This window comes from Gemmatimonadota bacterium, assembly GCA_016719105.1.
Lineage (GTDB): Bacteria > Gemmatimonadota > Gemmatimonadetes > Gemmatimonadales > Gemmatimonadaceae > SCN-70-22.
Window position 1 is genome coordinate 741,940 of record JADKAQ010000046.1, and the last position, 24,281, is coordinate 766,220.

Sequence of the window (24,281 nt, forward strand, 5' to 3'; positions counted from 1 at the left end):
GGGCCGCGGCGCGATCGGACACTAGGAGATTCGGTGCGCCGGGCGGTGGATGAGCCGCCCACGCCCGGGAGCGCCGCGGACTTCCCCCTCGTGCCAGATGACCTCACCGCGCGACAGCGTCGTGACGGGCCAGCCCGTCAGCTGCATTCCTTCGAACGGGGTGTAGTCCATGCGGTCGTGCAGCAGCTCGCGCGTGACCGTGTGCGTGCGCTCGGGGTCCCACAGCGCGAGGTCGGCGTCGGCGCCCACGGCGATCGTCCCCTTGCGCGGAAGCAGGCCGTAGATCCGCGCCGGATTGGTGGCGGTGAGCGCCACGAACCGCTCGAGCGAGAGGCGCCCCTTCTTCACCCCTTCGGAGAAGAGGAGCGGCATGCGGAGTTCGAGGCTCGGGACGCCGTTAGGCACCTTGGTGAAGGGCGCGTGCTCGCCGTGCGCCTTCTTCCCCTGGGGATCGTCGTAGCGATACGGCGCGTGATCGCTGGAGAAGATGTCGAAGGTCCCGTCGGCCAACCCTTCCCACAGCGCCTCCTGGGCGGCGTGGTCGCGCGCGGGGGGCGAGAACATCCACTTGGCCCCCTCGAACCCCGGCTTGTCGAGGTCCTCTTTCGTGAAGACGAGGTACTGCGGGCACGTCTCGGCCAGGACGTGGACGCCGCGGGCGCGGGCGCGACGGATCTCGTCCAGCGGTGCACCCGCGGACACGTGCACGATGAGGATCGGGGCGCCGGTGACCTCGGCCAGGAAGCAGGCGCGCCCCGTCGCCTCGCGTTCGGCCGCCTCGGGCCGCGCGTAGGGGTGCCACTTGGGCCCCGTCTTCCCCTCGGCCAGCAGGCGCTCGATATGCCAGGCGATGGACTCGTGATGCTCGGCGTGAAAGAGGGTGATCGCCCCCTCCCTGCGCGCCACGAGGAGGACGTCGAGCACCTGCTTGTCCGTCAGACGCAACGCGTCGTACGTCAGGTAGACCTTGAGCGAGGGGTGCCCCTCGTGGATGAGTTGCGGGAGCTCCTCGGAGAGAACGGCGGGGGTGGGGTCAGAGACGATGAGGTGGAAGGCGTAGTCGACGAACGCCTTCGGGGCCGCCTTGGCCTCGTAGTCGCGCACGACCTGCACCAGCGAGTTGCCGCGGTGCTGCGCGGCAAACGGCACGATCGTCGTCGTCCCGCCGCAGGCCGCCGAGACGCCGCCGGAGTAGAAGTCATCGGCGGTGATGAGCCCCGTGCTGGAGACCTGGTCCACGTGACAGTGGGCGTCGACGCCGCCGGGAAGCACGAGGCGCCCGGAGGCGTCGAGCACCTCCTTCGCATTTCCGAGGTCGCTGCCTAACGCAACGATCACCCCGTCGCGGATGCCGATGTCGCAGAAGACGGTCTCGGCGGCGGTAGCCACCGTTCCGCCACGGATCACGAGGTCGTAGCTGTAGGTCATCGGGGCGTGGTTCCGCGGTGCTGGAGGGCGCGCTCGAGGCGCGCGAGGAGGCGATCGAGTTCGGCGACGTCGTCGGGGACGAGTCGCGGCCCCGGGGCCCGCACCTTGGCCGAGGCAATCGCCCCGCGGCGGCGCAGGATCTCCTTCCGGATGGCCAGGCCGAAGCCCGGCTGGTTCTCGTAGCTCACGAGCGGGAGATAGGCATCGTACAGGTCGTCCGCGGCGTCGACCTCGCCGCGCGCGTAGCCCTCGTACACGGCGACGAGCATCTCGGGATAGCTGAAGCCGGTCATGATGCCGTCGGCGCCACGCGAGAGCGACTGCGGGAGCAGCAGGCCCCCGTTGCCCGACACGACGCTCACGCGCCGCGTCCCGGCACGCTCGGCCGCACGCGTCTTCGAGATCTTGTCGAGCCCGGGGACGTCCTCGGCTTTGTACATCGCCACCGACGGAACATCGCGAATCACCCGGTGCAGGCACCCCGCCGAGAGGTACACGCCGGTGGTGGGCGGATAGTCCTGGAAGACGATCGGCACATCGCTGCCTAACGCCTCGGCGACCGTGGCCATGTACGAGACGATGGCGTCGTCGGTGCGCAGCCCGTACGGCGGGGCGACCATGACGCCGGCGGCGCCGTGTTCCATGGCGTCGAGGGCCAGCTCGCGCATGGCGACGAGCGACCCACCGCTCACGCCGACCACAACGGGGACGCGCCCTTCGATGCGGGCGAGCCCGCGCCTGACGACGGTGACGCTCTCCTCGGCGGTGAGCTTGTGCGCCTCACCCATCATGCCGAGCAGCGTGATGCCGTGCACGCCGGCATGCAGGTAGAAGTCGAGGGCGCCATCGAGCGACGACAGGTCGAGCGAGCCGTCGTCGTGGAACGGCGTCGCCGAAATGACGAAGACGCCGCGCGTGTCGGCGGTGAGCCGGTGCGACGTCATGGGCGCGCGGCCGCCTTGAGTGCCGCGTTGAGCCTGGCGTTCTGCGGGTCGTCCAGGAAGCGCTCGAACTCGAGGAAGTACCCTTCGGGATCGTAGGCGACGAAGCCGCGCGTGGGATGCCGCGTGGCGTCCTTCACCTCACCGCGCATCGGCACCCCTTTCGACTTGAGGTACCGGTACCAGCCGTCGATGTCCTGCACCACGAACGAGAGGGTGACCGCCTTGGTCTCGCTGGCGCGATGCAGCCCCTGCGCCTCGTCGACGAGCCCGACGAACGAGGTCGGCGAGACCTGGTAGATCTTGGAGAAGCCCTGGTCGACGGTGAGGGTGAGGCCGAGGACGTCCTCGTAGAAGCGCTGGGCGCGCGGGATGTCCTTGTAGTAGAGGAAGGTGATGTTCCCCTGGAAGGCCGGAGCAACGGGGCGTTGCACCTGGGCAGCGAGCGGCGTGGTCGCCCCGGCAGCTGCCATCGCGACAAGGGCGGCGGGGACGACGAATCGACGAAGGGTCAGCACGTGCGACGTGGGGTGAAGGGAGCGTGTGCGATCATACGGAGACGAACGGGCGCACCAGTTCGCCGGCGACGCGCGCCGCCAGCGACTGGGCCAGGAGGACGCGGGCCCCCGCGTGCGCCTCGAGCCGGCGCGCCGCATCGTCGGCGTGCCCCATGCAATCGAGCACGATGAGCGTGACGCCGGCGCTTCGCAGCTGTTCGGCTGCGCGGTCGAGCGCTGCGTCATCGTCGGGCGGGGCTGATGTGACGACGGGGTCGAAGCCATCGGTGCGCCACTTGGCGGTCGCGGCAGCCACCTGACCTTCGATGGGCGTCACGACGCCGATGCGGGGACTGGTGCACAGGGCACGCGTGACCGCGGGGACAACGCGTCCCGGGAGCACGACGGGAACGTCGCAGGCAACGTCGGGGAAGTCGCCGGCGCAGGCGACGACCACGGCCGAGGCACCGTCAGCCGCAAACGACTGGGCCACGCGTTGCACGAGGGGGTGCAGCGCGTCGCGCCCGATCGATCGCGTTGTCCCGTCGGCGAGGCGCACGAGCAGCGGATAGTCGGTGGGAAGCTGGCTCAGCACGTCGATCGCCGTCGTGTCGAGGGAGTCGAGGGCGCCGCGCACCTCCACGCGCGCCCCCGGAGCATGGGCGGCGAACGCCGCGACCAGGTCGGGGCGCGGCGACTGGCCGATGGTCACGATACCGAGGAGCGGGGCGGCGGGATCGCGCTGCGTCACTCGTCAGGCACCGCTCGCCGGGTACATCACCTTGCCGCCCACCGTGGTCTGCACGATGCGAATGTCCTTGATGGTGTTCGGGTCGACCTCGTGCGGGTCCCGCTCCAGCACCACGAAGTCGGCCCACTTCCCCGCCGTGATCGACCCCTTGCTCGCTTCTTCGTACGACGCGTGCGCGCCGTTGATGGTTCCGATGCGCAGCGCCTCATCCACCGTGACCTTCTGGTTGGCCCCCCACTCGCGCCCCTTGAAGTCGCGGCGCGTCACCATGCTCTGCAGCGCCATCAGCGGCTCGAACGGTCCCGGGCCGTAGTCCGACGCGCCAGGAACCACGATGCCCGCGTCGAGGAACGAGCGATGCGCAAACATGTTGCGCATCTTGTCGTCGCCGTACTCCCCCCACTTCTCGCCGTGGTAATAGATGTAGGTCCAGAAGGGGGTGGGGATCGTCCCGGTGGCCTTGATGCGTCGCAACAGGTCGGAGTTCACCAGCGAGCAGTGCTCGATGCGGTGGCGCCGGTCGGGGTGCGGCCAGCGGGCGAGCGCGCGCTCGTAGGCCTTGAGCACCATGTCGATCGTGACGTCGCCATTGGCGTGGATGCCGACCTGCCACCCGTGCGAATGCGCGTCATCCACCTCGGCGTGGATCTCCTCCTGCGACATCGTGAGGATCCCGTAGTCGTCGGTGCCGACGTACGGGGTACTCATGCGCATGGTGCGCTCCGACGCCGAGCCGTCGGCGGAGCGCTTGGTGCCGCCGATGCGGATCCACTCGTCGCCCATTCCGGTGCGCACGCCGGCATCACGCAGCTGCCGGTACGCGTTCGGCCCGACCATCAGGTACGCGCGGTGGCGGAGCTCCCCGTCGGCGCGCACGTCCTGGTACGCGGTCAGGTCGTCCTGCTCGGCGTACATGTGATGCACCGTCGTGAGCCCCGAGGCGGTGAGCAGGCGCGACATGTGGCGCATCCCCTGCCGTGCACGCTCGCGAAGCTCGTCCGGGGTGTAGCGCTTGCGCTGTCCCACCGAGGCGAAGACGTCGCGGGCCCGCTCGGCCACGCGGCCATTGGGTTCCCCATCGGCGTCGCGGAAGAAGCGGCCGTGCTCGGGGTCGGGGGTGTTGCGTGTCACTCCCGCCAGGCGCAACGCCGCGCTGTTGTACCAGCTCGTGTGGCCGCCGCGATGATTCACCGACACGGGGTGATTGGGGGCCACCTCGTCGAGGTCGCGGCGATGCAGCGGACGCCCCTCCGACAGCTTGGTGTCGTCGAACATGTAGGCGTTGACCCAGAACCCTGGCGGCGTCTCGGCCGCCTTCTTGGCGATCGCCGCCTTGAGGGCGGCAATGCTGCGCAGGTTCCCATCCACCTCGAAGAGGACACGCTCGCCACGTGGATGGCAGTGCGCGTCGATGAACCCGGGCGTCACCGTCATCCCGGCCGCATCGAAGACGCGCGTGCGGGCGGTGGCGACATTGCGGATGTCGGCGTTGCGCCCGACGGCGAGTACGCGACCGTCCTTCACCGCAAAGGCCTCGGCGCGCGGTTGCGCGGAGTCGCTCGTGAAGACCCGCGCGTTGACCACGATGAGGTCGGCCTCGACACCGCTCCCCTTGGCCTGCGACGCACCGGGTGCGGCCGAGCCGGTCGCGCCTGCGGAGCGCGGCAGCACGGCGCCCGCGGCGAGCAGCGCGGTGCGGGAGAGGAACTCCTTGCGGGAGAGGTCGCGACCCATGGCGTGCATCCTGGAGCGAGTTGCCCTCAACTTCGCACCGTGCCCCGCCGCCGGCGAGGCGTCCCCCTTCCGAAGCGGTGCGACAGGTGAAGCTTAGCCGACTCCCTCCGTCCATCGGTCGCGGTCCCGCCACGCACCAGCCGTCGGTTGCCGCCGACCGCCCTCCTCTCCCCCTCCTGCGCCATGCTCGCCGTTCGCAACCTCGTGAAGGTCTACCCCGGCCCGGTCGCCGCACTGCAAGGCGTTTCGCTCGACATCCCGAGCGGGATGTTCGGTCTGCTGGGCCCTAACGGGGCCGGAAAGACGACGTTCATGCGCATCCTGGCCGGCGTCCTCGAGCCCACCTCCGGGTCGGTGCACCTGGACGGACTCGACGTCCTCGCCAATCCCGATACGCTGCGCGCATCGCTCGGCTACCTCCCGCAGGATTTCGGCTTCTTCCCGCACCTGAGCGGGGAGGCGATGCTCGAGTACCTGCTCAAGCTCAAGGGGGTGGGTGGACCGCGTGGCGTACGCGCGCTCGCCGGTGAACTGCTCGAGCGGGTGAACCTTGCACACGCCGCCAAGCGCAAGGTGAAGGACTACTCCGGCGGGATGCGGCAGCGCCTGGGGATCGCCCAGGCCATCGCCGGGAATCCCAAGCTCATCATCGTCGACGAGCCCACGGCGGGGCTCGACCCCGAGGAGCGGCTTCGCTTCTACCGACTCCTCGCCGAGCTGGCGCAGGAGCGCACGGTGCTCCTGTCGACGCACATCGTGGAAGACGTCGCGGTCCTCTGTCGTCGCTTCGCGGTGATTCGCGGCGGGCAGGTGGTGGCGCTGACGTCGCCGCACGAGGCGCGGTCGCAGTTGACCGGCAAGGTCTTTGAAGGCGATGTGTCGCCGGAGCAGCTGGAGGAGGTCCGTCGCACGCGCCGCGTGACGCAGGCGGTCCTGGTCGAGGGGCGCAATCGCGTGCGCATCTTCGAGGAGAGCGGCCTCTGTCCCGAGGGCTTCGAGCCGGTCTCGGGGACGCTCGAGGATGCCTACTTCCTGCTCATGCGCGCGCCGGCGCTCAGCGCGAGCGCCATCGCATGAGTACGAGCCAGACCGCGAGCATGCGCACCGACTCGTCAGGCGGCAGCGGGCGCCGCCTGTGGATCGTCGCGCGCGACGAATTCGCGCTTACGCTCAGGCGCCCGATGGTGTGGACGCTGCTGGTCCTGCTCTTCCTCATCACGTGGGGGATGTCGGAAGGGGTGGTGCAGATCGTCCTCGGATCGGGGGACGCGTCGGTGGGCGGGAAGAAGGCCTTCGTGACGTCGCAGTTTGCCGTCACGCAGATCATGACGGTGCTCTCCTTCGGGCTGTACACCTTCTTCGTCGCCGCGGCGGCCGGGCTGAGCGTCATTCGCGACGACGAGGCGCGCGCCCTCGAGATCCTCAACTCCACGCCGTTGCGCCCGACGGAGTATGCGTGGGGGAAGTTCCTGGGTGTCTCCGCAGCCTTTCTGCTCGTCGTGGCCTTCCACGTCGCGCTCCTCATCCTCTTCCTGTCGGTCCTGCCAAACGCCGACATGCAGGAGTCGCGCGGACCGTTCGCGCTCACGAACTTCCTGGTCCCGGCGCTGGTGATCTCGGTGCCGTCGATCCTCTTCTCGGCGGGCGTGGCCTTCGGCATCGGCACCGGGACGCGGCGATCGATCCTCGTCTTCGCGGCGCCGATCGCCGTGATGATGCTCTGCGCCTTCTTTCTCTGGTCGTGGTCGCCGGCCTGGCTGAGTGAGTCGGCGAACCGGGCGCTGATGTTTGCCGACCCCGCCGGGACGCGCTGGTTGCGGGAGACGTACCTCGAGGTGGACCGCGGCGCCGAGTTCTACAACACGCAGCGCGTGGGGTGGGAGTCGCTCATCGTCGCCAATCGCCTGTTCTGGCTGGCGGTCGGGCTCGCGACCACGTGGTGGGGAGTGCGTCGATTCGCCCGTACCGCGCGCGCCTCGCACCGCGTGAGTGCGGCCGAGGTGAGCACGGCGCTGGCCAGTGCGGCGGCAGCACCCCTGCCAGTGGCGCTCACGGGCGCCGAGGCCTCGCTCGCCACGCTGCAGATGACCGCGGCGCCGCACGGGTGGTGGGCCACGGCGTGGGGAGGGGCCAAGGCAGAGGCGCGCGAACTGGCCTCACGCGCCGGGCTCTATCTCTTCGTCCCGTTGATAGTGTTGCAGCTGGTGGGCAACTCGATCACCCTCATCGGCGCCTTCGACACGCCGCTCCTGCTCACGCCGGGGCAACTGGCCGCCTCGCAGATGCAGATGATGGCGGTCTTCGTGACGCTGCTGCTGGTCTTCTACGGCGTCGAGAGCATGGAGCGCGAACGCGCCACGCGGCTCAACGCCATCCACGACACACTCCCCGTCAACACCGGGGCATTGCTCGTCGGCAAGCTCATGGCGCTCGGCGTCGTCTGGCTGGTCGTCGCGTTCGCCGGGTTGGCGGCGGCGGCCGTGCTCATCCTCGTGCAGGGGAAGGTCCCCTTCTCGGTCACGCCGTTCCTGCTGATGTGGGGGCTCCTCTTCCTCCCCACCTTCCTCGCCTTCACGACCTTCGTCTTCGCGACGTGGAGCGTGGTGCGCAATCGGTATACGGCATATGCGGTGGCGCTGGCCGCACTGGCCGGGACGGCATGGGCCACGATCAGCGGCCGCAGCATGTGGGTCTTCAATTGGTCGCTGTGGACGGGGGTACGCTGGACCGATCTCGGGACGCTGGAGTTCGACCGCAACGCGCTCATCCTCAACCGGCTGTTGTGGCTGTCGCTGGCGGTGGCGTTCTGGCGCGTCGCCGTGCGGTGGTATCCGCGCACGGCGCGCGACACGGTGAGCCTGGCGCATGCGTTCTCGGGGCGTCAGCTCTGGCTCGCCCTGCGCCACGCGTCGCCCTTCCTCCTCGCCCCCGCCGTCTTTGGAGTGATGCTCGCCCGGCAGGTGAGCCTTGGCCCGGACGGTGGGCGCGCCGAGAAGATGGAGAAGGACTACTGGAAGAAGAACCTGGCGACGTTCGCCGAGGCGCCATTTCCCTGGCTCAAGGACGTCGACATCGACGTGACCATCGATGCCGCGGCGCAGCGTTTTGCCGTGGCAGGGAGCTACCTGATCCGCAACCAGCGCGACACGACGTTGCGTCAGCTGGCGCTCACCGTGGGGCGTTGGGAGCAGATGCGCTGGACCGTCGATGGCGACTCCATCGTCCCCGACACCGCGTCGGCGCTGTACCTCTTCCGCCTCAAGCGCCCGTTAGGCCCCAGCGACTCGGTGCGCATCGCCTTCTCGTACACGGGCGACGTCTCGGCGCCCACCAAGGGGAGCGGCGCGGCCGGCGAGTTCATCATCCCCTCCGGTGTCGTGATGACCAACTTCGGTCCGCGCTGGTTTCCGTATGTGGGCTACATCGCCGATATCGGCGTCGACAAGGACAACCGGTTCGAGCCGCGACAGTATCCGGACGATTGGTACGTGGGAACGACGCCGGCCAGCTTCGGGAGCCAGTTGCCCACGACGGTTCGCACGCGCATCACCGTCCCGAAGGACTTCACGGCCAACGGCGTCGGGGAACTCGTCGCCGACTCGGTGCGGGGCGACACGCGCACAGTGACGTGGCAGACGGAGGAGCCGGTGATGGCCTTCAACATCATCGCCGGCCGCTACGAGGTGAAGCGCGGGGCGGGGACCGCACTCTTCTATCACCCCGCGCATCGCTACAACGTCGACGAGATGCTCTCGGCGATGAACGGCGCACGCCGGTGGTACGGGGAGTGGTTCGGCGCCTATCCGTGGAAGACGCTCAAGATCACCGAGTTCCCGGCGCTCTCCACCTACGCGCAGGGCTTTCCCACCAACATCTCCTTCTCGGAAGACGTCGGCTTCCTCACCAAGAGCGAACCGCGCACGCAGCTGGCCTACATGGTCAGCGCGCACGAGATCGCGCATCAGTGGTGGGCGAACATGCTGCAGCCCGGTCGCGGCCCCGGCGCCAACCTGCTGAGCGAAGGGATGGCGCACTTCTCCACCATGCTGCTCATCGAACAGGAGAAGGGGGCGCGGGCCGCGCTGGAGATCCGCCAGCGCTTCGAGACGCGCTGGGAGGAGGGGCGCCGCGCCGACGCCGAGCGCACGTTGTATCGCATCGACGGCTCCAAGGATGGTGATGGCGTGGTGACGTACGAGAAGGCCGGGTGGACCTTCTGGATGCTCGCCGAGCGCATGGGGCGCGCCAACGCCCTTCGGGGGATGAAGGAGTTCATCGCGAAGTTCCGCGGCACGGAGGACCACGCCGCCCTCGAGGACCTCACGGCGCACCTGCGGGGCTACGCGTCCGACACCGCGGCCTACGACGACTTCGTGCGCCAGTGGTTCGACTCGGTCTCCACGCTGGAGTACAAGGTCCAACGGGCGACCACTCGACGTATTGCAACTGACGGCGAGTGGGAGACGGAAGCCGTGGTGAAGAACACCGGGACCGCGCGCATGCCGCTCGACATCGGCGTCGTGAAGGGGGAGCGCTATCCGGCCGACTCGACGAAAAAGGCCGCAACGCCGTATGCGCAGGCGCTCACGCGGGTCACCATCGGCGGCGGTGAGACGCGCACCGTGAAGGTGCGCTCGCCCTTCGGGCCGGAGAAGGTCGTCGTCGATCCGGACGTCCGCGTGCTGATGCTTCGACGCAAGCTGGCGGAGCGAAAAGTGGACAAGGGGTGAGCCGCGGAGTCGGCCTGGAGCCCTCGCTGCAGCCTCGCTGCAGCCTCGCTGCAGCCTCGATGCGCCCTCGACGGCGCGGAAACGCCGAGAACCCGGGCATTTTCGCGCCACGGGGGGTGCGTCGTGGACTAGGTTTCGGTGTCCCTCTCCAAGGCCGTCCGCATCGCACCGCTCGAGTACCGAGGATATACCATCGCGGCGCGCACCTACGAGGTGCGCGGATCCGGGCGTTGGGCCGTGGGCGTCGTCATCGGCCGCTGGGGCTCCCTGCGCGCGTTCGACTCCCAGGCGACCGCGGCCACCGAAGACGGCGCCAACGAGATGAGCCAGGCTTTCGCCCGATCGCTCATCGACCTGAGCCCGTACGCCTCCTCGCTCACCGATCTCGTCGGCGAGCCGTCGGGGATGCGACCGCCCTCACACCGCTGACTCCAGCAGGAATCCCATGAAGAAGCGCGTCAACTACGATTTCGAGCGTCGCAAGAAGGAGCAGGAACGCCAACGCAAGAAGGAAGAAAAGCTCCAGCGCCGGCAGGAGTCGCGCGCACAGGCTGACGAGTCGCCCGATCCGCAGGCGATCCCCGTCGAGGGCGAAGGCGCCACCACGCAGTCGTAGTCGCATCGACCTGCAGCCGGCGTGGCGCTCGCCGTTGCAGGAGCGGTGGCAGTCGTCGTCGCCCGTCCGCGAAGATCGCGGCGCGAGATAAGCCGGGAGTCTTGACCGCTGGGGTGCGCGCGTACCTTATCTGCGCTCTCCCCCAGCTTCCCTTCCCGAGCGACGATCGCCCTCCCCATGAAGCGCCTCTTGCTCGTTGCGGCCCTGACCGCAGCGTGTTCGTCCCGCCCCGAGTCCGACGGCAGCGCCAACCCCACGACCAACGCGGACGCCGCGCGCTGGGAACAGCGGGCGCAGGCCGTCACCATCACGCGCGACGACTGGGGGATACCCCACGTGCGCGGCACGACCGACGCCGACGCCGTCTTCGGCGTGATCTACGCCCAGGCGGAGGACGACTTCAACCGCGTCGAGACGAACTTCCTGGTCTCGCTCGGTCGACTCGCGGAGGCCGAAGGCGAGTCGGCGATGTACCGCGACCTGCGGCAGCGGCTGTTCGTCCACCCCGACACGCTCAAGGCGCTCTACGGTCGCGCTGAGCCGTGGCTCAAGTCGCTGATGGACGCCTGGGCCGATGGGCTCAACTTCTACCTCGCCAAGCACCCCGAGGTGAAGCCGCGCGTCATCGCGCACTGGGAGCCCTGGATGGCGCTCTCGTTCAGCGAAGGGAGCATTGGCGGCGACATCGAGGACATCTCGCTGCGCCAGCTCGAGGCCTTCTACGGCAAGAGCGACACGACGAAGCGGACGGCGCAGCGGCGCGCCCGCGAATTGCAACTGGCGACGGCCGAGCGCTGGCGCCCGCAGGAGCCCACCGGCTCCAACGGCTTTGCCATCGCCCCGTCCAACAGCGCGTCGAAGAAGGCGCTCCTGTGGATCAATCCGCACACGTCGTTCTTCTTCCGCGAGGAAGCGCAGATGACGAGTGACGAGGGGCTCAACGCCTACGGCGCCATCACCTGGGGACAGTTCTTCATCTACCAGGGCTTCAGCGACAAGGCGGGGTGGATGCACACCTCGAGCGGCGCCGACGTGGTGGACGAGTGGGCCGAGACGATCACGAAGAACGGCGACGCCCTCACGTACACGTACGGGAGCGAGCAGCGCCCGGTGAGCGCGGAAACGATCACCATCACCTACAAGGGTGCGGCCGGCCCCGCCACGAAGGACTTCACCGTCTACCGCACGCACCACGGCCCCATCGTGCGCGAGAAGGACGGGAAGTGGATCGCCTTCAACATGATGAACGATCCGCTCACCGCGCTCACGCAGTCGTACAAGCGCACCAAGGCGAAGAACTACGCCGAGTTCAAGCAGACGATGGACCTGCACACGAACTCGTCCAACAACACGATCTTCGCCGACGCCGAAGGGAACATCGCCTACTTCCACGCCAACCACGTGCAGAAGCGCGACCCCAAGTTCAACTGGAACGAACCCGTGGACGGCACCAACCCGGCGGCGGAGTGGAAGGGGGTGCACACCGTCGACGAGAGCCCCAACGTGGTGAACCCGGCGAGCGGCTGGATCCAGAACACCAACAACTGGCCCTACTCGGCGGCCGGCCCCAACAGTCCGAAGAAGCGGGATTACCCGGCGTACATGGAGACGTACCCGGAGAATCCGCGCGGCGTCCACGCGATGATGGTGCTCAAGGACAAGAAGGACTTCACGATCGAGACGCTGCGCGATGCGGCGTTCGATAGCTACCTCCCGGCCCTGGCCGACCTGATCCCGGGACTGCTGAAGGCGTACGATGCCGCGCCGGCGTCCAGCCCGCTCAAGGCCAAGCTGGCCGAGCCGATCGCCGAGTTGCGCGGGTGGGACTTCCGATGGAGCGCGACCTCGGTGCCGACATCGCTGGCGATCTTCTGGGGCGAGGAGATGTGGCGCAAGTCGGCGGCCGACGCCGAGAGCGAGGACCTGTCGGTGTACGACTACATCGGCAGGAAGATCGCGCCGGCGCAGAAGCTCGAAGGGCTCGCCGCGGCCGTCGACACGCTCACCGCGTCGTTTGGTGCGTGGAAGACCCCGTGGGGCGACATCAACCGCTTCCAGCGCCTCACCGGCGACATCGTGCAGCCGTTCGACGACGCCGGGGCGAGCATCCCGGTGCCGTTCGCCTCGGCGCGCTGGGGTTCGTTGGCCTCGTTCGGGGCGCGTCCGTACAAGGGGACGAAGAAGTGGTACGGCACCAGCGGCAACTCGTTCGTGGCCGCCGTGGAGTTTGGCGATAGCGTGCGCGCGATCGCCGTGACCGCGGGGGGCGTGAATGGCGACCCGAAGAACAAGCACTTCAACGATCAGGCCGAGCGGTACGCCAAGGGGGAGCTGCGTCCGGTGTACTTCTACCCGAACCAGCTGCAAGGGCACACCGAGCGCACGTACAAGCCGGGGCAGTAGGACATGCGCGCCCCCGTCATCGCCCTCGCGCTCTGCGCCGTCGCCTCCGTGGCGCCGGCGCAGGGCTCACGCTCGCTGTTCAACGGAAAGGACCTCGCCGGGTGGCACGTCGACGTCCCGGTGCTGGACACCAATCCCAGGGCGCCGCAGCCGTTCGTGGTGCGCAACGGTCAGCTCGCCACGTTAGGCGAGCCGCAGGGACACCTCATCACCGACGCCTCGTACCGCAACTACCGGCTCGAGGTGGAGTACCACTTCACCGGCAAGCCGGGCAACGCTGGCGTGTTGATCCACGCGTCGACGCCTCGGGCGCTCTACCAGATGTTCCCCAAGTCCATCGAGGTGCAGATGGAGAGCGGGAACGCCGGCGACTTCTGGTGCATCGTGGAGGACATCACCGTCCCGGACATGATCGCGCGCCGCGGTCCACGCGACACCTGGGGGATCACCGAGGGGAAGGCGCGGCGCATCAAGAACCTCACCGATGGCTCCGAGAAGTCGTTAGGCGAATGGAACCGCATGGTGATCGAGACGCTGGGGCGCGAGGTGAAGGTCTGGGTGAACGGGACGCTGGTGAACCACGGGACCAACGCCACGGCCGATCACGGACAGATCGCGATCCAGTCGGAAGGAACGCCGGTGGAGTTCCGGAAGGTGCTGCTGACGCCGATCACGACGCTCACGCCGTAGCGATGGCAGGGGGAGAACGACGCGGGGCGCGGCCGAGTGGCCGCGCCCCGCTGCTCGTTTCCCGCCGCCGTTCACGTCAGGATCGACGCCAGCTCAGGCTGTGGAAGCCCGGGAGCACATCCTCGCCGTCGAAGACATCGTGCTCACCCAGGAGCGCGATGGCTCCATCGGCCCGATACACGCAGCCGGTACGGCGCATGGGGTCGATCGACCCACACCAGACGGCATCCCGCATTGAGCCAGTCGGCGACCTTTGCGAGCACCTCGCCCGGCCGATCGTCGGGCGAGAGGACCTCCACGACCAGGTCGGGCGCAAGCTCCGGAAAGCCGCGCGTCTCGAAGGCAGCAGCCGGGCCGTCGCAATGAAGGCCACGTCGGCCGCGCGCACCGTATCGGGGTTGCGGCGCAGAGTGTGAAGCCGGTCTCGGCGGCGAAGCTCGCACCGAGCCGATGCCGGCGGACGGATTCGAGATGGCGACGGCGGATTGCATCGCCACCTGGCCGTGCTGGTACCCCGCCGGTTTCCTCACCACCAGACGCCCCTTCACCAACTCCGTTCGCTTGTCCTGGACGTTGAGGCGCAGCAGCTCTTCGGCAGTCATCGGCGCGGCGGTGGGCATGGGCCGAGTATAGGTTGTATCAGTCATGGCAGCAACACTACGCGCCGGCGTCACGCCGGCGTCACTTCATCATCATCGCATGCGCATCGTCGGCGGCAAGTTTGCAGGGCGCGACCTCACCTCTCCCAGCGATCGCCGAGTGCGGCCGACCGCCGAGCACATGCGCTCGGCGCTGTTGGACCTGCTGGAGCCCGAGCTGGCCGACGCGCGCATCCTCGACCTCTTTGCCGGCACGGGCGCGTTGGGGATCGAAGCGGTGTCGCGCGGGAGCAAGACGGTCGACTTCGTGGAGTGGCGCCCGTCGTCGCTCTTTGCGCTCAAGGCCAACATCGGGCGCTTCAAACTCAAGGACTGCACGCGCGTCTTCAAGCACGACGCCATTCACTTTGCCGACGCGCTCACCGAGGACCGCTACGACATCGCCTTCTGCGACCCGCCGTACGAGTCCAGACAGCTCGACTGGATCATCCGGCTGTGGCAGGAGAAGCGCTTCTCCCCTGTGCTGGCGGTCGAGCACGCGGTCAGTCACCCCATCGCCCCCGGCCACTCGACCATCACGTCGGGTGACACGCGCTTCACGATCTACCGCCGCGAGGGCGCGCCTAACGCGCGAGCGCCCAGGGCAATGGTAGTGCCCGAGCCGTGGGCCACACCCGCGCCAGTGTCTCGCCCTCGTACAACACGCCGCCCTTCATCACGTAGGCGATAGCGGTCGCGTTGCGGATGTCGACCAGCGGGTCGCGGTCGAGGACCACGAGGTCGGCCATCTTCCCCGCCTCGAGCGAGCCCAGCTCCGCCTCGAGCCGAAGTCCTCGCGCCCCCTCGATGGTCGCCACGCGCAGCACTTCGTGCGGGGTCATCCCACCGTCGGCCAGCAGGCGCATCTCCCAGTGGTTGGAGAGCCCCTGCACCTCGCCATGGCCGCCTAACGCCACACGCCCGCCGGCGCGCAGGATCGCCGCCGCCCCCGCGGCCACGTCGCGATCGTTGTAGTCCTGCGGGGGGAACCAGAGCATCCGCGTCTGCGAGCGCTGGTACAGCTCCCCGTCGGCGTACCAGCGATTCACCTTGGGCGTCGCGTGCGGACGTTCCTCGGCCAGCAACCGGTAGATCGACAGTGCGCCGCCGAAGGCCACGATCACCGTGGGAGTGTAGGTGATCCCCGTGCGGGCGATGAGCTGCACGACGTCGTCGTAGATGGGGGCGTTGGGGATCGCGTGTTCGTTGCCGCTGAAGCCGTCCATGGCGTGCGTGAGGTTGGCCTTGGCGTCAGCGCCCCCCTCGGTGGTGGGCATGATGCCCATCTCGCGGGCGGCCTGCACGACCCATTGCCGCTGCTCGCGGTTCCCGGTGAGGTACGACTTGAGGTACGACGTGCGATACTCGTCCCGGTAGCGGCGCATGGCCTGCCGTACCTCGTCGAGCGAGCGGAAGTCGCGGGCGAGGAAGTTCCCGGTGCCGCCCTCGCCCAACGTGAGTCCAGGCCCGGTCGAGAAGATCCTGGGCGCGGGGACGCCGTCGGCGTCGATGATGTCGGCGATCGCGAAGATGTCGGGGGCGGCCTGCGGGTCGCGCGCGGTGGTGACGCCATACGCCAAGTTGGCGAAGCCGCCGGTCCACTCGGGCTGCTGCAGTTCCTGCGACACGCCAAGGTGCGCATGCAGGTCGATGAATCCGGGCACGATGGTCTTGCCACGCACGTCGATGATGCGTGCATTCGCGGGAATGGCGACGCGTCCGGTGGCGCCAACCGCGATGATGCGCTCGCCCTGCACGACGACGTCGGCGTCGGCGACGATCTCGTCACCGCGCATCGTGATCACGCGCCCACCGCGCAGCACGACGACACCGACAGCAGCCGCGCGCGGCACGCCGATGGTCAACGACACGGCGCGCGCGTCCGACGCCGCTCCGCTGCCCATGTGAACCGTCGCCCCCACGAGCCACGACGCACGTTCACCATCGGCGCTCCACGCCACACCGGTCGGCGTCGCCTGGCTCAAGACGGTAGCGTCGGCCGCGGCGATGACGCGCGGGCTCGTGGAATCGGCGGCGATGGCCGCGCGCAGGAGGGTGCGCCCGGCCTGCACGAGCAGCGCCCGCCCATCCGGGCTGCGCAGGAAGTAGCCGCGGCCCAGGGACGGCGCGAGCGTCGCCTCAGTGCGGCGCCCGCTTCCGTCCATGCCGAGCGAGACCAACCCCACCGCGGGCGACGAGAGATGCAGCCGGCCCGCGGCGAAGTGCGGCAGGCGCAATCCGTCGCTCGACACGATGGTGCGCGCCCCACCGGTCGCGGCCGACACCACGACGACCCGCGCGTCGGGCGGTGGGGTCACGCGCATCTCGGCAGGGACGGCGGTGCTCACGAGGCGCGTGGCGCCTAACGTGGCGGTGAGCGCGACGATCGAGTCGCCGGCCGGCGTCCACACCGGGTCGGCGTACCAGGCCGGCAGCGCCGACAGTCGCACCGGCGCGCCGCGCCCGTCAGCCGGCGCCTTCCACAGGTGCCCCCCTGTTTCGTCCCACGTGACATAGGCGATCCACCGCCCATCGGGCGACCAGGCGGGCATGAACTCGCGCGGCCGCTCGGTGCGCGTGAGACGACGCGGCACGCCGCCGCCGCTCGTGGCCACGTAGATGCGGGCCAGCGCCGAGACGGCCAGGCGGCCGTCGCGTGCCACGGCAAGATGGTGGAGGCGTCTGGCCGGCACCTCGCCCGTCGCGAGGCGTTGTGGCACGGCCAGCGGCGCGACCACCTCCAGCGAGACCGGCGCCTCGAACGGGATGATCGCATCGGTGCCGCTGGCGATCGTGATGCGGTGGATGCGGCCGCCGAAGGCCACCACGACCGACTCACCGTCAGGCGCAATGGCGTAACCCGCCACCACGTCGCGCGTGGCACGGCTCTCCAGTTCGTGTCGGTCGAGCCCGCGCACCAGCCACCGTTCGTCGCCACTCCGCAGGTCGCGCACGCGCAACCCGGTCACCCCCTCGTGTACCGCGGCGTACACCAGCCACCGCCCGTCGCGCGACAGCGCCGGACGCATGGGGAGCGTCCCTTCCAGCGCGACCGGCTGTGCCGGCCCGCCAGTGAGCGGCCGCCGCATGATGACGCTCGAGGCGCCGTTGCGGCTGCCGTAGGGACGTGGCGTCACCGAGGCGAAGTACAGCCACGCCCCATCCGCCGACACCGCCGCACCGTACCCCCCGGGGGCCGGCGCCGAGATGAGCGGCGGCTGCGGACCGTTGGTGTTCTCCACCAGGCGTTCCCCCGCCCCGCTGGTGGCATCGAAGCGCCATAGTTCGGCGGCGCGCGGCCCCGTGTCGTCGACCAGCGTCACGATGACCGAGCGACCGTCGGTCGCCCAGGCCGGTGAGATCATCAGCGCCCGGCGGCGCGTGGTGAGCTGTCGCGGCGCCCCACCATCGGCCCCTGCGATCCACAGGTTGTCCGACCCCGAGGCATCGCTCACGTAGACGAGCCGCGACCCGTCGGGGGAGTACCGTGGCTGCGACTGGAACGCACGGCCGGTGAGGCGCGGCGTCGCCCGGCCGCCAGCCATCGGGAGCTCGTAGATGTCGCCGAGCAGTTCGAAGGCGAGGCGCGTGCCGTCAGCTGCCACGTCGAGGGAGATCCACGTCCCCTCTCGCGTGGTGAAGGCGACGGTGTCGACCGCGGGGGGCTGCGGGGCGGCGACCGCGGGCACGCCCACCGTGAGCGCGAGGGCGGCGGCGAGCGAGACGACGTGACGTGACGGCATCCTGCATTGTGCCGCCATCGCCGCGCAGGCGCAATCCGTGCGGGGCGCGCGATCAGTCGCCGCGACTATCGATCGGCAGGACCCTGCCCCGTGAGCCTAACGAGTGAGCGCCGGCCGCGCCACCGGGCGGTCGAGGGCGCGCCCCAACGCCTGCACCGTGTCCTGTGGCCCGTGGTGCATCCAGACCGGCGACAGGAGCACCATGCGTCCGTCGCGCATGCGCAGCGCCGGGCGGTATACGTCACCCCCGTCGTCGTCCTTGCCGTGGTCGAGCACCACCTCGTCCACCCCCTCGAGCGGGAACTCGATCGTCTCGCGCACCCCGATCCCGGTGTGCTCGATGCGCCCCACCCCCTTTGCGAGATCGAGCACGGCTTGCGTCCTTGGGGCCCGCCAGCAGACCCACCCCCCGGCGAGCAGCGCGGTTACCCCCGCCGCGGCCACCGCCACGCGCTCCCAGGCCTGGAGCGTCCCGGCATCGGCCGCCATGCCCACGGGCGCCGCGAGGCCGACCAGCCCGACCACGATCAGGAGCCCTCCCAGGAACCAGTGCATCCCTGGCGTGTGCTCGAGCGTGATGGTTCGGCCGACGTTGGTGAGGCGCATGGAAGAGGCGCGGCGTTGAAGCGCGTGGGAGTCGCCTCAAGGACGGGCCGTCATCGGCTCCCGTCACACGCGATCGCATCACCCCGCACGACCGTTCCGCGATGAACCCGTCGGTGCCCCGCCGCTCCCCTCCCGACGCCTCGAAACGCTCGCCCCGCTACGGCAACACCTTGAGCCCGGAGCTCCCCGCCTTGCCGTCGGTGCGCGTACCGTCGAGCAGGGCCTGCGTCGTCAGGATGGCGAAGTGCGGAAAGGTGAAGACGAGCTGCGACCCGCCCCCCTCGGCGACCCCCTTCACCTTCCCCTCGCGCACCGCACGTATCGCCGTCTTCATCTCGCCCAGCCGTGCCGGCTCAGCCACCGCGGTGTTGTGTGCGGGGAGGAGCCGAGTCACCGATGGCGCGAGTTGGGCCAGGCGCGCGATCGAGCGTTCGTAGGCATCGAGATCGGTCTCGGGGGCAAAGAGCCAGACGGGAGCGTCGTAGTACGTGTCGCCGGTCCAGAGCAGTCGGTTGGCGCGGTCGAGCAGCGCGACGGCGTCCGGCGTGTGCCCGGGGACCTGGAGGATCTCGATCACGCGCCCCCCCAGGTCGAGGGTGTCGCCGTCGGCCACACGCCGCGTGGCCGTCCACGCGCGCGTCTGGAAGGTCGCCGTATCAAGCCCCGCCGGTGCACCATGGCAGAAGCTCGCCGGGACGACCTCGCTGTCGAGGTTCTCGTGCGGGAATCCCCGCTGGTTGTCGCGGGTGTAGGGCGACTCCACCGCCAGCACTTCCCCAAACTCCGCATTGCCACCCACGTGATCGTAGTGCGTGTGGGAGTTGAGCACGCGGACCGGGAGCGGCGTCAGCGCCTCGACCACCGGACGGATGGGCGACATGCCCAGCCCCGTATCGAACAGCAATGCCCCTGTCCGTCCCACGACGAGGTACGAGATCGCCTCCTGCCACTGCTGCGACTCGACCAGGGCGAACACCCCATCGTCGACGCGGTAGACCTCGAACCAGGTGGAGGGAACGTCGACGCGCGTCAGGGCGCGGTTGGCTGCCCGCGGAAGCTGCGCGCACCAGGTGGCCGCCGGCGGCGTGGTGATGGAATCGGTGGGCGCCGCGGCCGTGGCGGCCGGAGCGTCGGTGCGAGGCGTCTCGCCCTTCGGCGCACACCCCACGCAGGCGGTCGCGGCCAGCAGCGCGACGATTGGCGATAGCGTCTTCATCCCGCAACACTCTCCGTCGCACGTCGCGATGTCAAATGGGTCAATGCGCCGGCGCCCGCTCCGCGCGGGCTAGCCGGTATTGCGCAGCCCCGCGGCGACGCCATTGATCGAGATGTGGATCCCACGCTTCACGCGCTCCATCGCCTCCTCCGAGTCGGCGGCACGGGCGCGATAGCGCCGCATGAGCTCGACCTGCAGGTGGTTGAGCGGATCGATGTAGGAGAAGCGGTGCTCGATCGAGCGCGCGAGCGCGGGGTTGGAGGCCAGGCGGTTCGCTTCGCCGGTGATGAGCGAGAGCGCGCGGTCGGTGCGCCGCCACTCGGCCTCGATCCACCCGAAGATGCGCTCGCCTAACGCGTGATCCTCCACCAGCTCGACGTAGCGCTGCGCGATGCCGAGGTCGGTCTTGGCGAGGACCATGTCCAGGTTGGAGAGCAGTGTGCGAAAGAACGCCCACTGCTCGTGCATCCGGCGCAGGAGGGCGAGGCGGTCATCGTGCTGCGCCGGATCGGCGGCGAGGTACGAGGCGACCCCCGACCCAAAGCCGCACCACCCCGGAAGCGCGGCACGGCACTGCCCCCAGCTGAAGCCCCAGGGGATCGCCCGCAGGTCCTCGATGGCGCGCGTCGCTTTTCGCGAAGCAGGGCGCGACCCGATGTTGAGCTCGGCGATCTCGCGAATCGGCGTCGCACTGAAGAAGTAGTCGGCAAAGCCCGGCGTCTCGTACACCAGCGCACGATACGCGGTGAAGCTCCCGTCGCTGATCGCCTCGGCGGCCTCGCGAAAGGTCCGGGGGACCGCCTTGGCCGGCGGGAGGAGCGTCGTCTCGAGCGTTGCCGCCACCAACGTCTCGAGGTTGCGTCGCCCGATGTCGGGGTTGGCATACTTGGAGGCGATCACCTCGCCCTGCTCCGTCAGGCGCAACTGCCCGTTCACCGTCCCAGGGGGCTGCGCCATGATCGCCTGGTAGCTCGGCCCACCGCCGCGCCCCACCGTCCCCCCACGCCCGTGGAACAGGCGCAGCGTCACGCCCAGCGCCTCCTCGAGCGAAGCGAACAGCGCGACGAGCGCCGTCTCGGCTTTGTAGAGCTCCCAGTTGCTGGTGAAGGTCCCGCCATCCTTGTTGCTGTCGGAGTAGCCGAGCATGATCTCCTGCTCGCCCCCCGAGGCGCGCATCATGGCGCCAACGCCCGGCGTGGCGTAGAAGTCGCGCATGATCGCCGTCGATCGGCGCAGGTCGCCGATGGTCTCGAAGAGCGGGACGACGATCAGGTCGGTCACCGCGCCCTCGCGCAACGTGCCGCGCACCAGCCCCGTCTCCTTGAAGAGGAGGAGCACCTCCAGGAGGTCGCTCGCCTCCTCGGTATGCGAGATGATGTAGTGGCGGAGGGCGTCGGGACCGAACTGCGCGCGGAGCGTCGCCGCCGTCTCGAAGATCGCCAGCTCGCTGGCAGTGGCGTCGTCGTACCGGTGGCCGCGCACGCGCAGCGGACGGGGATCGTCGAGCAGGCGCACGAGGAGCGCGCGCCGTCCGTCTTCGCCTAACGACGAATAGTCGGGCTCGAGCCCGGCCGCGCGCAGCAGTTCCGTCAACACCGCCTCGTGCCGGTCGGAGCTCTGCCGCAGGTCGACCGTGGCCAGGTGAAAGCCGAAGACCTGCACCGACCGCACGAGCGGCGCCAGGCGCAGGGTGATCACCGAGCCGGCGCCGTGTCCGCGCAACGACCGTTCGACGATGCGCAGGTCATCCAGCAGGGCATCGGGCGAGGCATACGGCGGCGCCGGCGCCACCGCCTGTCGCATGGCGACCTTTCCGGTCAGCGCCTCCAACGTGGCGGCCAGGCGAGCGTACATCCCGATGAGGGCGCGCCGATACGGTTCATCTTGCCGGTGCTCGCTGGTGTCGGGCGAGCGCTCGGCGAGCGCCTGCAGCTCCGGCGTGACGTGGGCCAGCAGCGCCGACATCGACAGCTCCCCTCCGAGCGCATGCAGCGCGTCGAGGTAGAAACCGATGGCGGTCTCGCCCTGGCGCTGCAGCGCCATCCGCAACGTCGTTGCCGTGACGAAGGGGTTCCCGTCCCGGTCGCCGCCGATCCAGTTCCCCATGCGGAAGAAGGCGGGAATGTCCGTCCCGGGGAGCGCTTCCTCGAGGGTGCGGTACATCCGCGGGATCTCGCGTAGGAAGGTCGCGTGGTAGTACTGGAGCGCGTTCTCGATCTCGTCACCGACCGTGAGCCGGGCCAGGCGTAGCATCCGCGTCTGCCAGAGCTGCGTCACCCACCCCTTGATCTGCGCCTCGTTCTCCGCGCGCTCGCGGTCGGTTCGGAGCGTCTCGCGCACCGCGACCAGGGCGGCGATCGCGCGCTCGGCGGCGAGGATGCTCTGCCGCTGCACCTCCGTCGGGTGCGCGGTGAGGACCGGGGAGATGTGGGCCGACTGGAGCGTCTGCGCGATCGTGTCGGGGCTGACTCCCGCCGCGGCGAGCCGCCTGAACGTCTTGGCCAGCGACCCCTCTTGCACGTGCCCTTGCCGCTCGTGATGCAGTCGGCGCCGGACGAAGTGGCGGTCCTCGGCGATGTTGGCCAGGTGCGAGAAGTAGGAGAAGGCGCGGATCACGCTCACCGTCTGGTCGTTGGACAGGTTCCGCAGGAGCTTGTCCATCGCCTCACCGGCCGCCGAGTCGCTCTTGAGGCGGTAGGCCACCGAGAGCTGGCGAACGCGCTCGACGAGCTCGAAGGCCTCCCGCCCATCAAGCTCGCGAATCACGTCGCCGAGGATCCGCCCGAGGAGCCTGATATCCTCCATGAGGGGGCGGTTCTTTTCGGCGGCGGCCACGGCGGGGTCTGCGGGAGTACGCATGTTTATTCGTTGCTATCTAAAGAATTGTCCTGCAGGCACTTGAGACGGCAGTACAGCGCGCAGATTCGATATCCAGTGCCGTGCATCGTCGTCGCACGCAGCCTTCGAGCGCGCCCGTCATCCGCTATCGGGGTCCACTCTGTGGGTTTTCCACATCGGCCGCCAGTCGCCGCTGGACCCCATCCACATGATGCTGATTGTGGTACAGGGTGAAGAGGAGCATCTCGCGAACGGTGAGCTTTCCCAGGAGGGGGTGAGGGAAGCGATGTCGGTCGAGGTCGGCGTCGCTCCAGCGCGTCACGCGAGCGCGCAGCTCGCCGATCGCCGCGCGATGCGCCGTCATGATCCGGGCGCGATCGACATCGGGGGTAGCACCGTGTCTCGAGGGTGTCGGGGCAAAGCGCCCCGCCGTCCCGCCGGCGGCCAGCACCTGACGATAGTCGTCGCGCACACCCTCGAAGGTCCGCGACGCCGCCGATGGCCGTCCGAACAGCAGGGCGACCAGCGTCCGCGGGACCCGCAGGCCAGCGCTCACCGCCGCCATCGACTTGGTGAGGTGTCGGACATTGTCGGCCGGCGACCAGGCCGTGCCGATCGGGGCGAAGAAGACGCGGGTCGACAGGGCATTCCAGAAGGCGACACCGCGCGCGTGCACGCGCTCGAGTTCGGCGACGATCTCGTCGCGGGCGTAGGGTGACGGGTCGGGCACGCGGCTACCGCAGCCGCCGGAGCTCGGCCTCCGACACGATGAAGCCGAAGCCGGGCCACCCGCCAGACTGCACCGACCGCTCGAACCAGCGACGCGCCTGTGCCGTGTCGCCCTTCACCAGGTACCAGTTCCCGATCCCGAAGGCGAGCGTCGCCAGCTGCACGTCGGCGGTGTCGGCGGGGGTGAGCACCTGCTCGGGGCCGATCTCGCCGCGATAGAGGCGGAGGCGCTGGGCATACGCCACCGTCGTCTTGAGCGAGTCGGTACGCCGGTCGAGGTGCGCCCTGGCCTCGGCGCCGCGCCCGGCGCGCGCCAGCGACATCCAGAGCCAGTCCGTCGATCCTGCGAGCTCGCCAGGATCGGGGGCGCGGCAGGGCGCGGGCAAAGGCGTCGGCGGCGCCGGCGAAGTCGCCGCGCACGAACTTCACGACCCCGAGGTGATACCAAATGCCGTAGATCGTGGAGTCGATCGCGGCGCCGCGCGTCAGGTCGACCATGGCCTGGTCGAAGGCACGCACCGAGAGATGTCGGTGCCCGCGCCAGCGCAGGAGCATGGCGTTGTTAGGGTCGATGGCCAGCCCGCGCGAGTACGTCGCGATCGCCTCGCGGAACTGCCGCGCCCCCGACTGCGCCGCCCCCAGCGCGAGGATCCGGTCGATGTTCCGCGGATCGCTCGCCAGCGCGGCCTGCGCTCGGGCCACGGGGCCAGTGTCGGCCTGT

At 69.4% G+C, this 24,281-nt stretch carries 19 protein-coding genes; 7 read left to right on the forward strand and 12 right to left on the reverse strand.

Features of this window, described 5'->3' with window-relative positions:
- Window positions 1-21: 21 nt before the first annotated feature.
- The 5 genes from hydA to IPN47_27135 all read right to left on the reverse strand — a co-directional run bounded on the left by hydA (window position 22) and on the right by IPN47_27135 (window position 5,351).
- Window positions 22-1,428 (reverse strand): dihydropyrimidinase, encoded by a 1,407-nt coding sequence (gene hydA / locus IPN47_27115; protein MBK9411653.1) that lies wholly within the window; start codon window positions 1,426-1,428, stop codon window positions 22-24.
- Window positions 1,425-2,372 (reverse strand): dihydrodipicolinate synthase family protein, encoded by a 948-nt coding sequence (locus IPN47_27120; GenBank protein ID MBK9411654.1) that lies wholly within the window; start codon window positions 2,370-2,372, stop codon window positions 1,425-1,427. Before IPN47_27120 ends, hydA begins: the two co-directional genes overlap by 4 nt.
- Entirely contained in the window at window positions 2,369-2,842 is a 474-nt protein-coding gene (locus tag IPN47_27125) for a VOC family protein (protein MBK9411655.1), read from the reverse strand. Before IPN47_27125 ends, IPN47_27120 begins: the two co-directional genes overlap by 4 nt.
- 76 nt (window positions 2,843-2,918) lie before the next feature.
- The gene (locus IPN47_27130) at window positions 2,919-3,617 is read right to left on the reverse strand and encodes an AroM family protein (protein ID MBK9411656.1); all 699 of its coding nucleotides are present in this window, start codon (window positions 3,615-3,617) and stop codon (window positions 2,919-2,921) included.
- Window positions 3,618-3,620: 3 nt separating this feature from the next.
- A complete protein-coding gene (locus tag IPN47_27135) occupies window positions 3,621-5,351 on the reverse strand; it encodes an amidohydrolase (GenBank protein MBK9411657.1) in 1,731 nt (576 codons plus the stop codon).
- Between the two features lie 183 nt (window positions 5,352-5,534).
- On the opposite strand from IPN47_27135, the gene IPN47_27140 reads away from it, so the two are divergent.
- From IPN47_27140 to IPN47_27165, 6 genes are all read left to right on the forward strand, one after another.
- On the forward strand, window positions 5,535-6,428 hold the full coding sequence (locus tag IPN47_27140; protein MBK9411658.1) for an ABC transporter ATP-binding protein: 894 nt from the start codon (window positions 5,535-5,537) through the stop codon (window positions 6,426-6,428).
- The gene (locus tag IPN47_27145) at window positions 6,425-10,081 is read left to right on the forward strand and encodes an ABC transporter permease subunit (protein MBK9411659.1); all 3,657 of its coding nucleotides are present in this window, start codon (window positions 6,425-6,427) and stop codon (window positions 10,079-10,081) included. The genes IPN47_27140 and IPN47_27145 overlap by 4 nt, the downstream gene beginning before the upstream one ends.
- Before the next feature lie 138 nt (window positions 10,082-10,219).
- Entirely contained in the window at window positions 10,220-10,510 is a 291-nt protein-coding gene (locus IPN47_27150) for a hypothetical protein (GenBank protein MBK9411660.1), read from the forward strand.
- A gap of 16 nt (window positions 10,511-10,526) precedes the next feature.
- Complete coding sequence (locus tag IPN47_27155; GenBank protein MBK9411661.1) at window positions 10,527-10,697, forward strand: hypothetical protein; 171 nt, start codon at window positions 10,527-10,529, stop codon at window positions 10,695-10,697.
- A gap of 177 nt (window positions 10,698-10,874) precedes the next feature.
- The gene (locus tag IPN47_27160) at window positions 10,875-13,100 is read left to right on the forward strand and encodes a penicillin acylase family protein (protein MBK9411662.1); all 2,226 of its coding nucleotides are present in this window, start codon (window positions 10,875-10,877) and stop codon (window positions 13,098-13,100) included.
- A gap of 3 nt (window positions 13,101-13,103) precedes the next feature.
- Window positions 13,104-13,790, forward strand: coding sequence for a DUF1080 domain-containing protein (locus tag IPN47_27165; protein MBK9411663.1), 687 nt, complete (start codon window positions 13,104-13,106; stop codon window positions 13,788-13,790).
- Window positions 13,791-13,933: 143 nt separating this feature from the next.
- On the opposite strand, the gene IPN47_27170 is transcribed toward IPN47_27165, so the two are convergent.
- Window positions 13,934-14,410, reverse strand: coding sequence for a Uma2 family endonuclease (locus IPN47_27170; GenBank protein MBK9411664.1), 477 nt, complete (start codon window positions 14,408-14,410; stop codon window positions 13,934-13,936).
- Window positions 14,411-14,435: 25 nt separating this feature from the next.
- Here IPN47_27170 and IPN47_27175 point away from each other — a divergent pair, with 25 nt between their 5' ends.
- Window positions 14,436-15,119: an RsmD family RNA methyltransferase gene (locus tag IPN47_27175; protein ID MBK9411665.1), complete on the forward strand. Its 684-nt coding sequence runs from the start codon at window positions 14,436-14,438 to the stop codon at window positions 15,117-15,119.
- Here the strand turns inward: IPN47_27175 and IPN47_27180 are convergent.
- The 6 genes from IPN47_27180 to IPN47_27205 form a co-directional block, all read right to left on the reverse strand.
- The gene (locus IPN47_27180) at window positions 15,013-18,171 is read right to left on the reverse strand and encodes a PD40 domain-containing protein (protein ID MBK9411666.1); all 3,159 of its coding nucleotides are present in this window, start codon (window positions 18,169-18,171) and stop codon (window positions 15,013-15,015) included. The genes IPN47_27175 and IPN47_27180 overlap by 107 nt on opposite strands.
- A 96-nt stretch (window positions 18,172-18,267) precedes the next feature.
- Window positions 18,268-18,777 carry a hypothetical protein gene (locus IPN47_27185; protein ID MBK9411667.1) on the reverse strand — a complete coding sequence of 170 codons (510 nt, stop codon included), beginning with the start codon at window positions 18,775-18,777 and terminating at the stop codon, window positions 18,268-18,270.
- A 157-nt stretch (window positions 18,778-18,934) separates the two neighbouring features.
- Window positions 18,935-19,993, reverse strand: a complete 1,059-nt coding sequence (locus IPN47_27190) for an MBL fold metallo-hydrolase (protein ID MBK9411668.1) — start codon at window positions 19,991-19,993, stop codon at window positions 18,935-18,937.
- A 69-nt stretch (window positions 19,994-20,062) separates the two neighbouring features.
- A complete protein-coding gene (gene ppc / locus IPN47_27195) occupies window positions 20,063-22,852 on the reverse strand; it encodes a phosphoenolpyruvate carboxylase (protein ID MBK9411669.1) in 2,790 nt (929 codons plus the stop codon).
- A gap of 124 nt (window positions 22,853-22,976) precedes the next feature.
- Window positions 22,977-23,561, reverse strand: coding sequence for a DinB family protein (locus tag IPN47_27200; GenBank protein MBK9411670.1), 585 nt, complete (start codon window positions 23,559-23,561; stop codon window positions 22,977-22,979).
- Between the two features lie 4 nt (window positions 23,562-23,565).
- On the reverse strand, window positions 23,566-23,883 hold the full coding sequence (locus IPN47_27205) for a hypothetical protein (GenBank protein MBK9411671.1): 318 nt from the start codon (window positions 23,881-23,883) through the stop codon (window positions 23,566-23,568).
- Window positions 23,884-24,281: the final 398 nt, after the last annotated feature.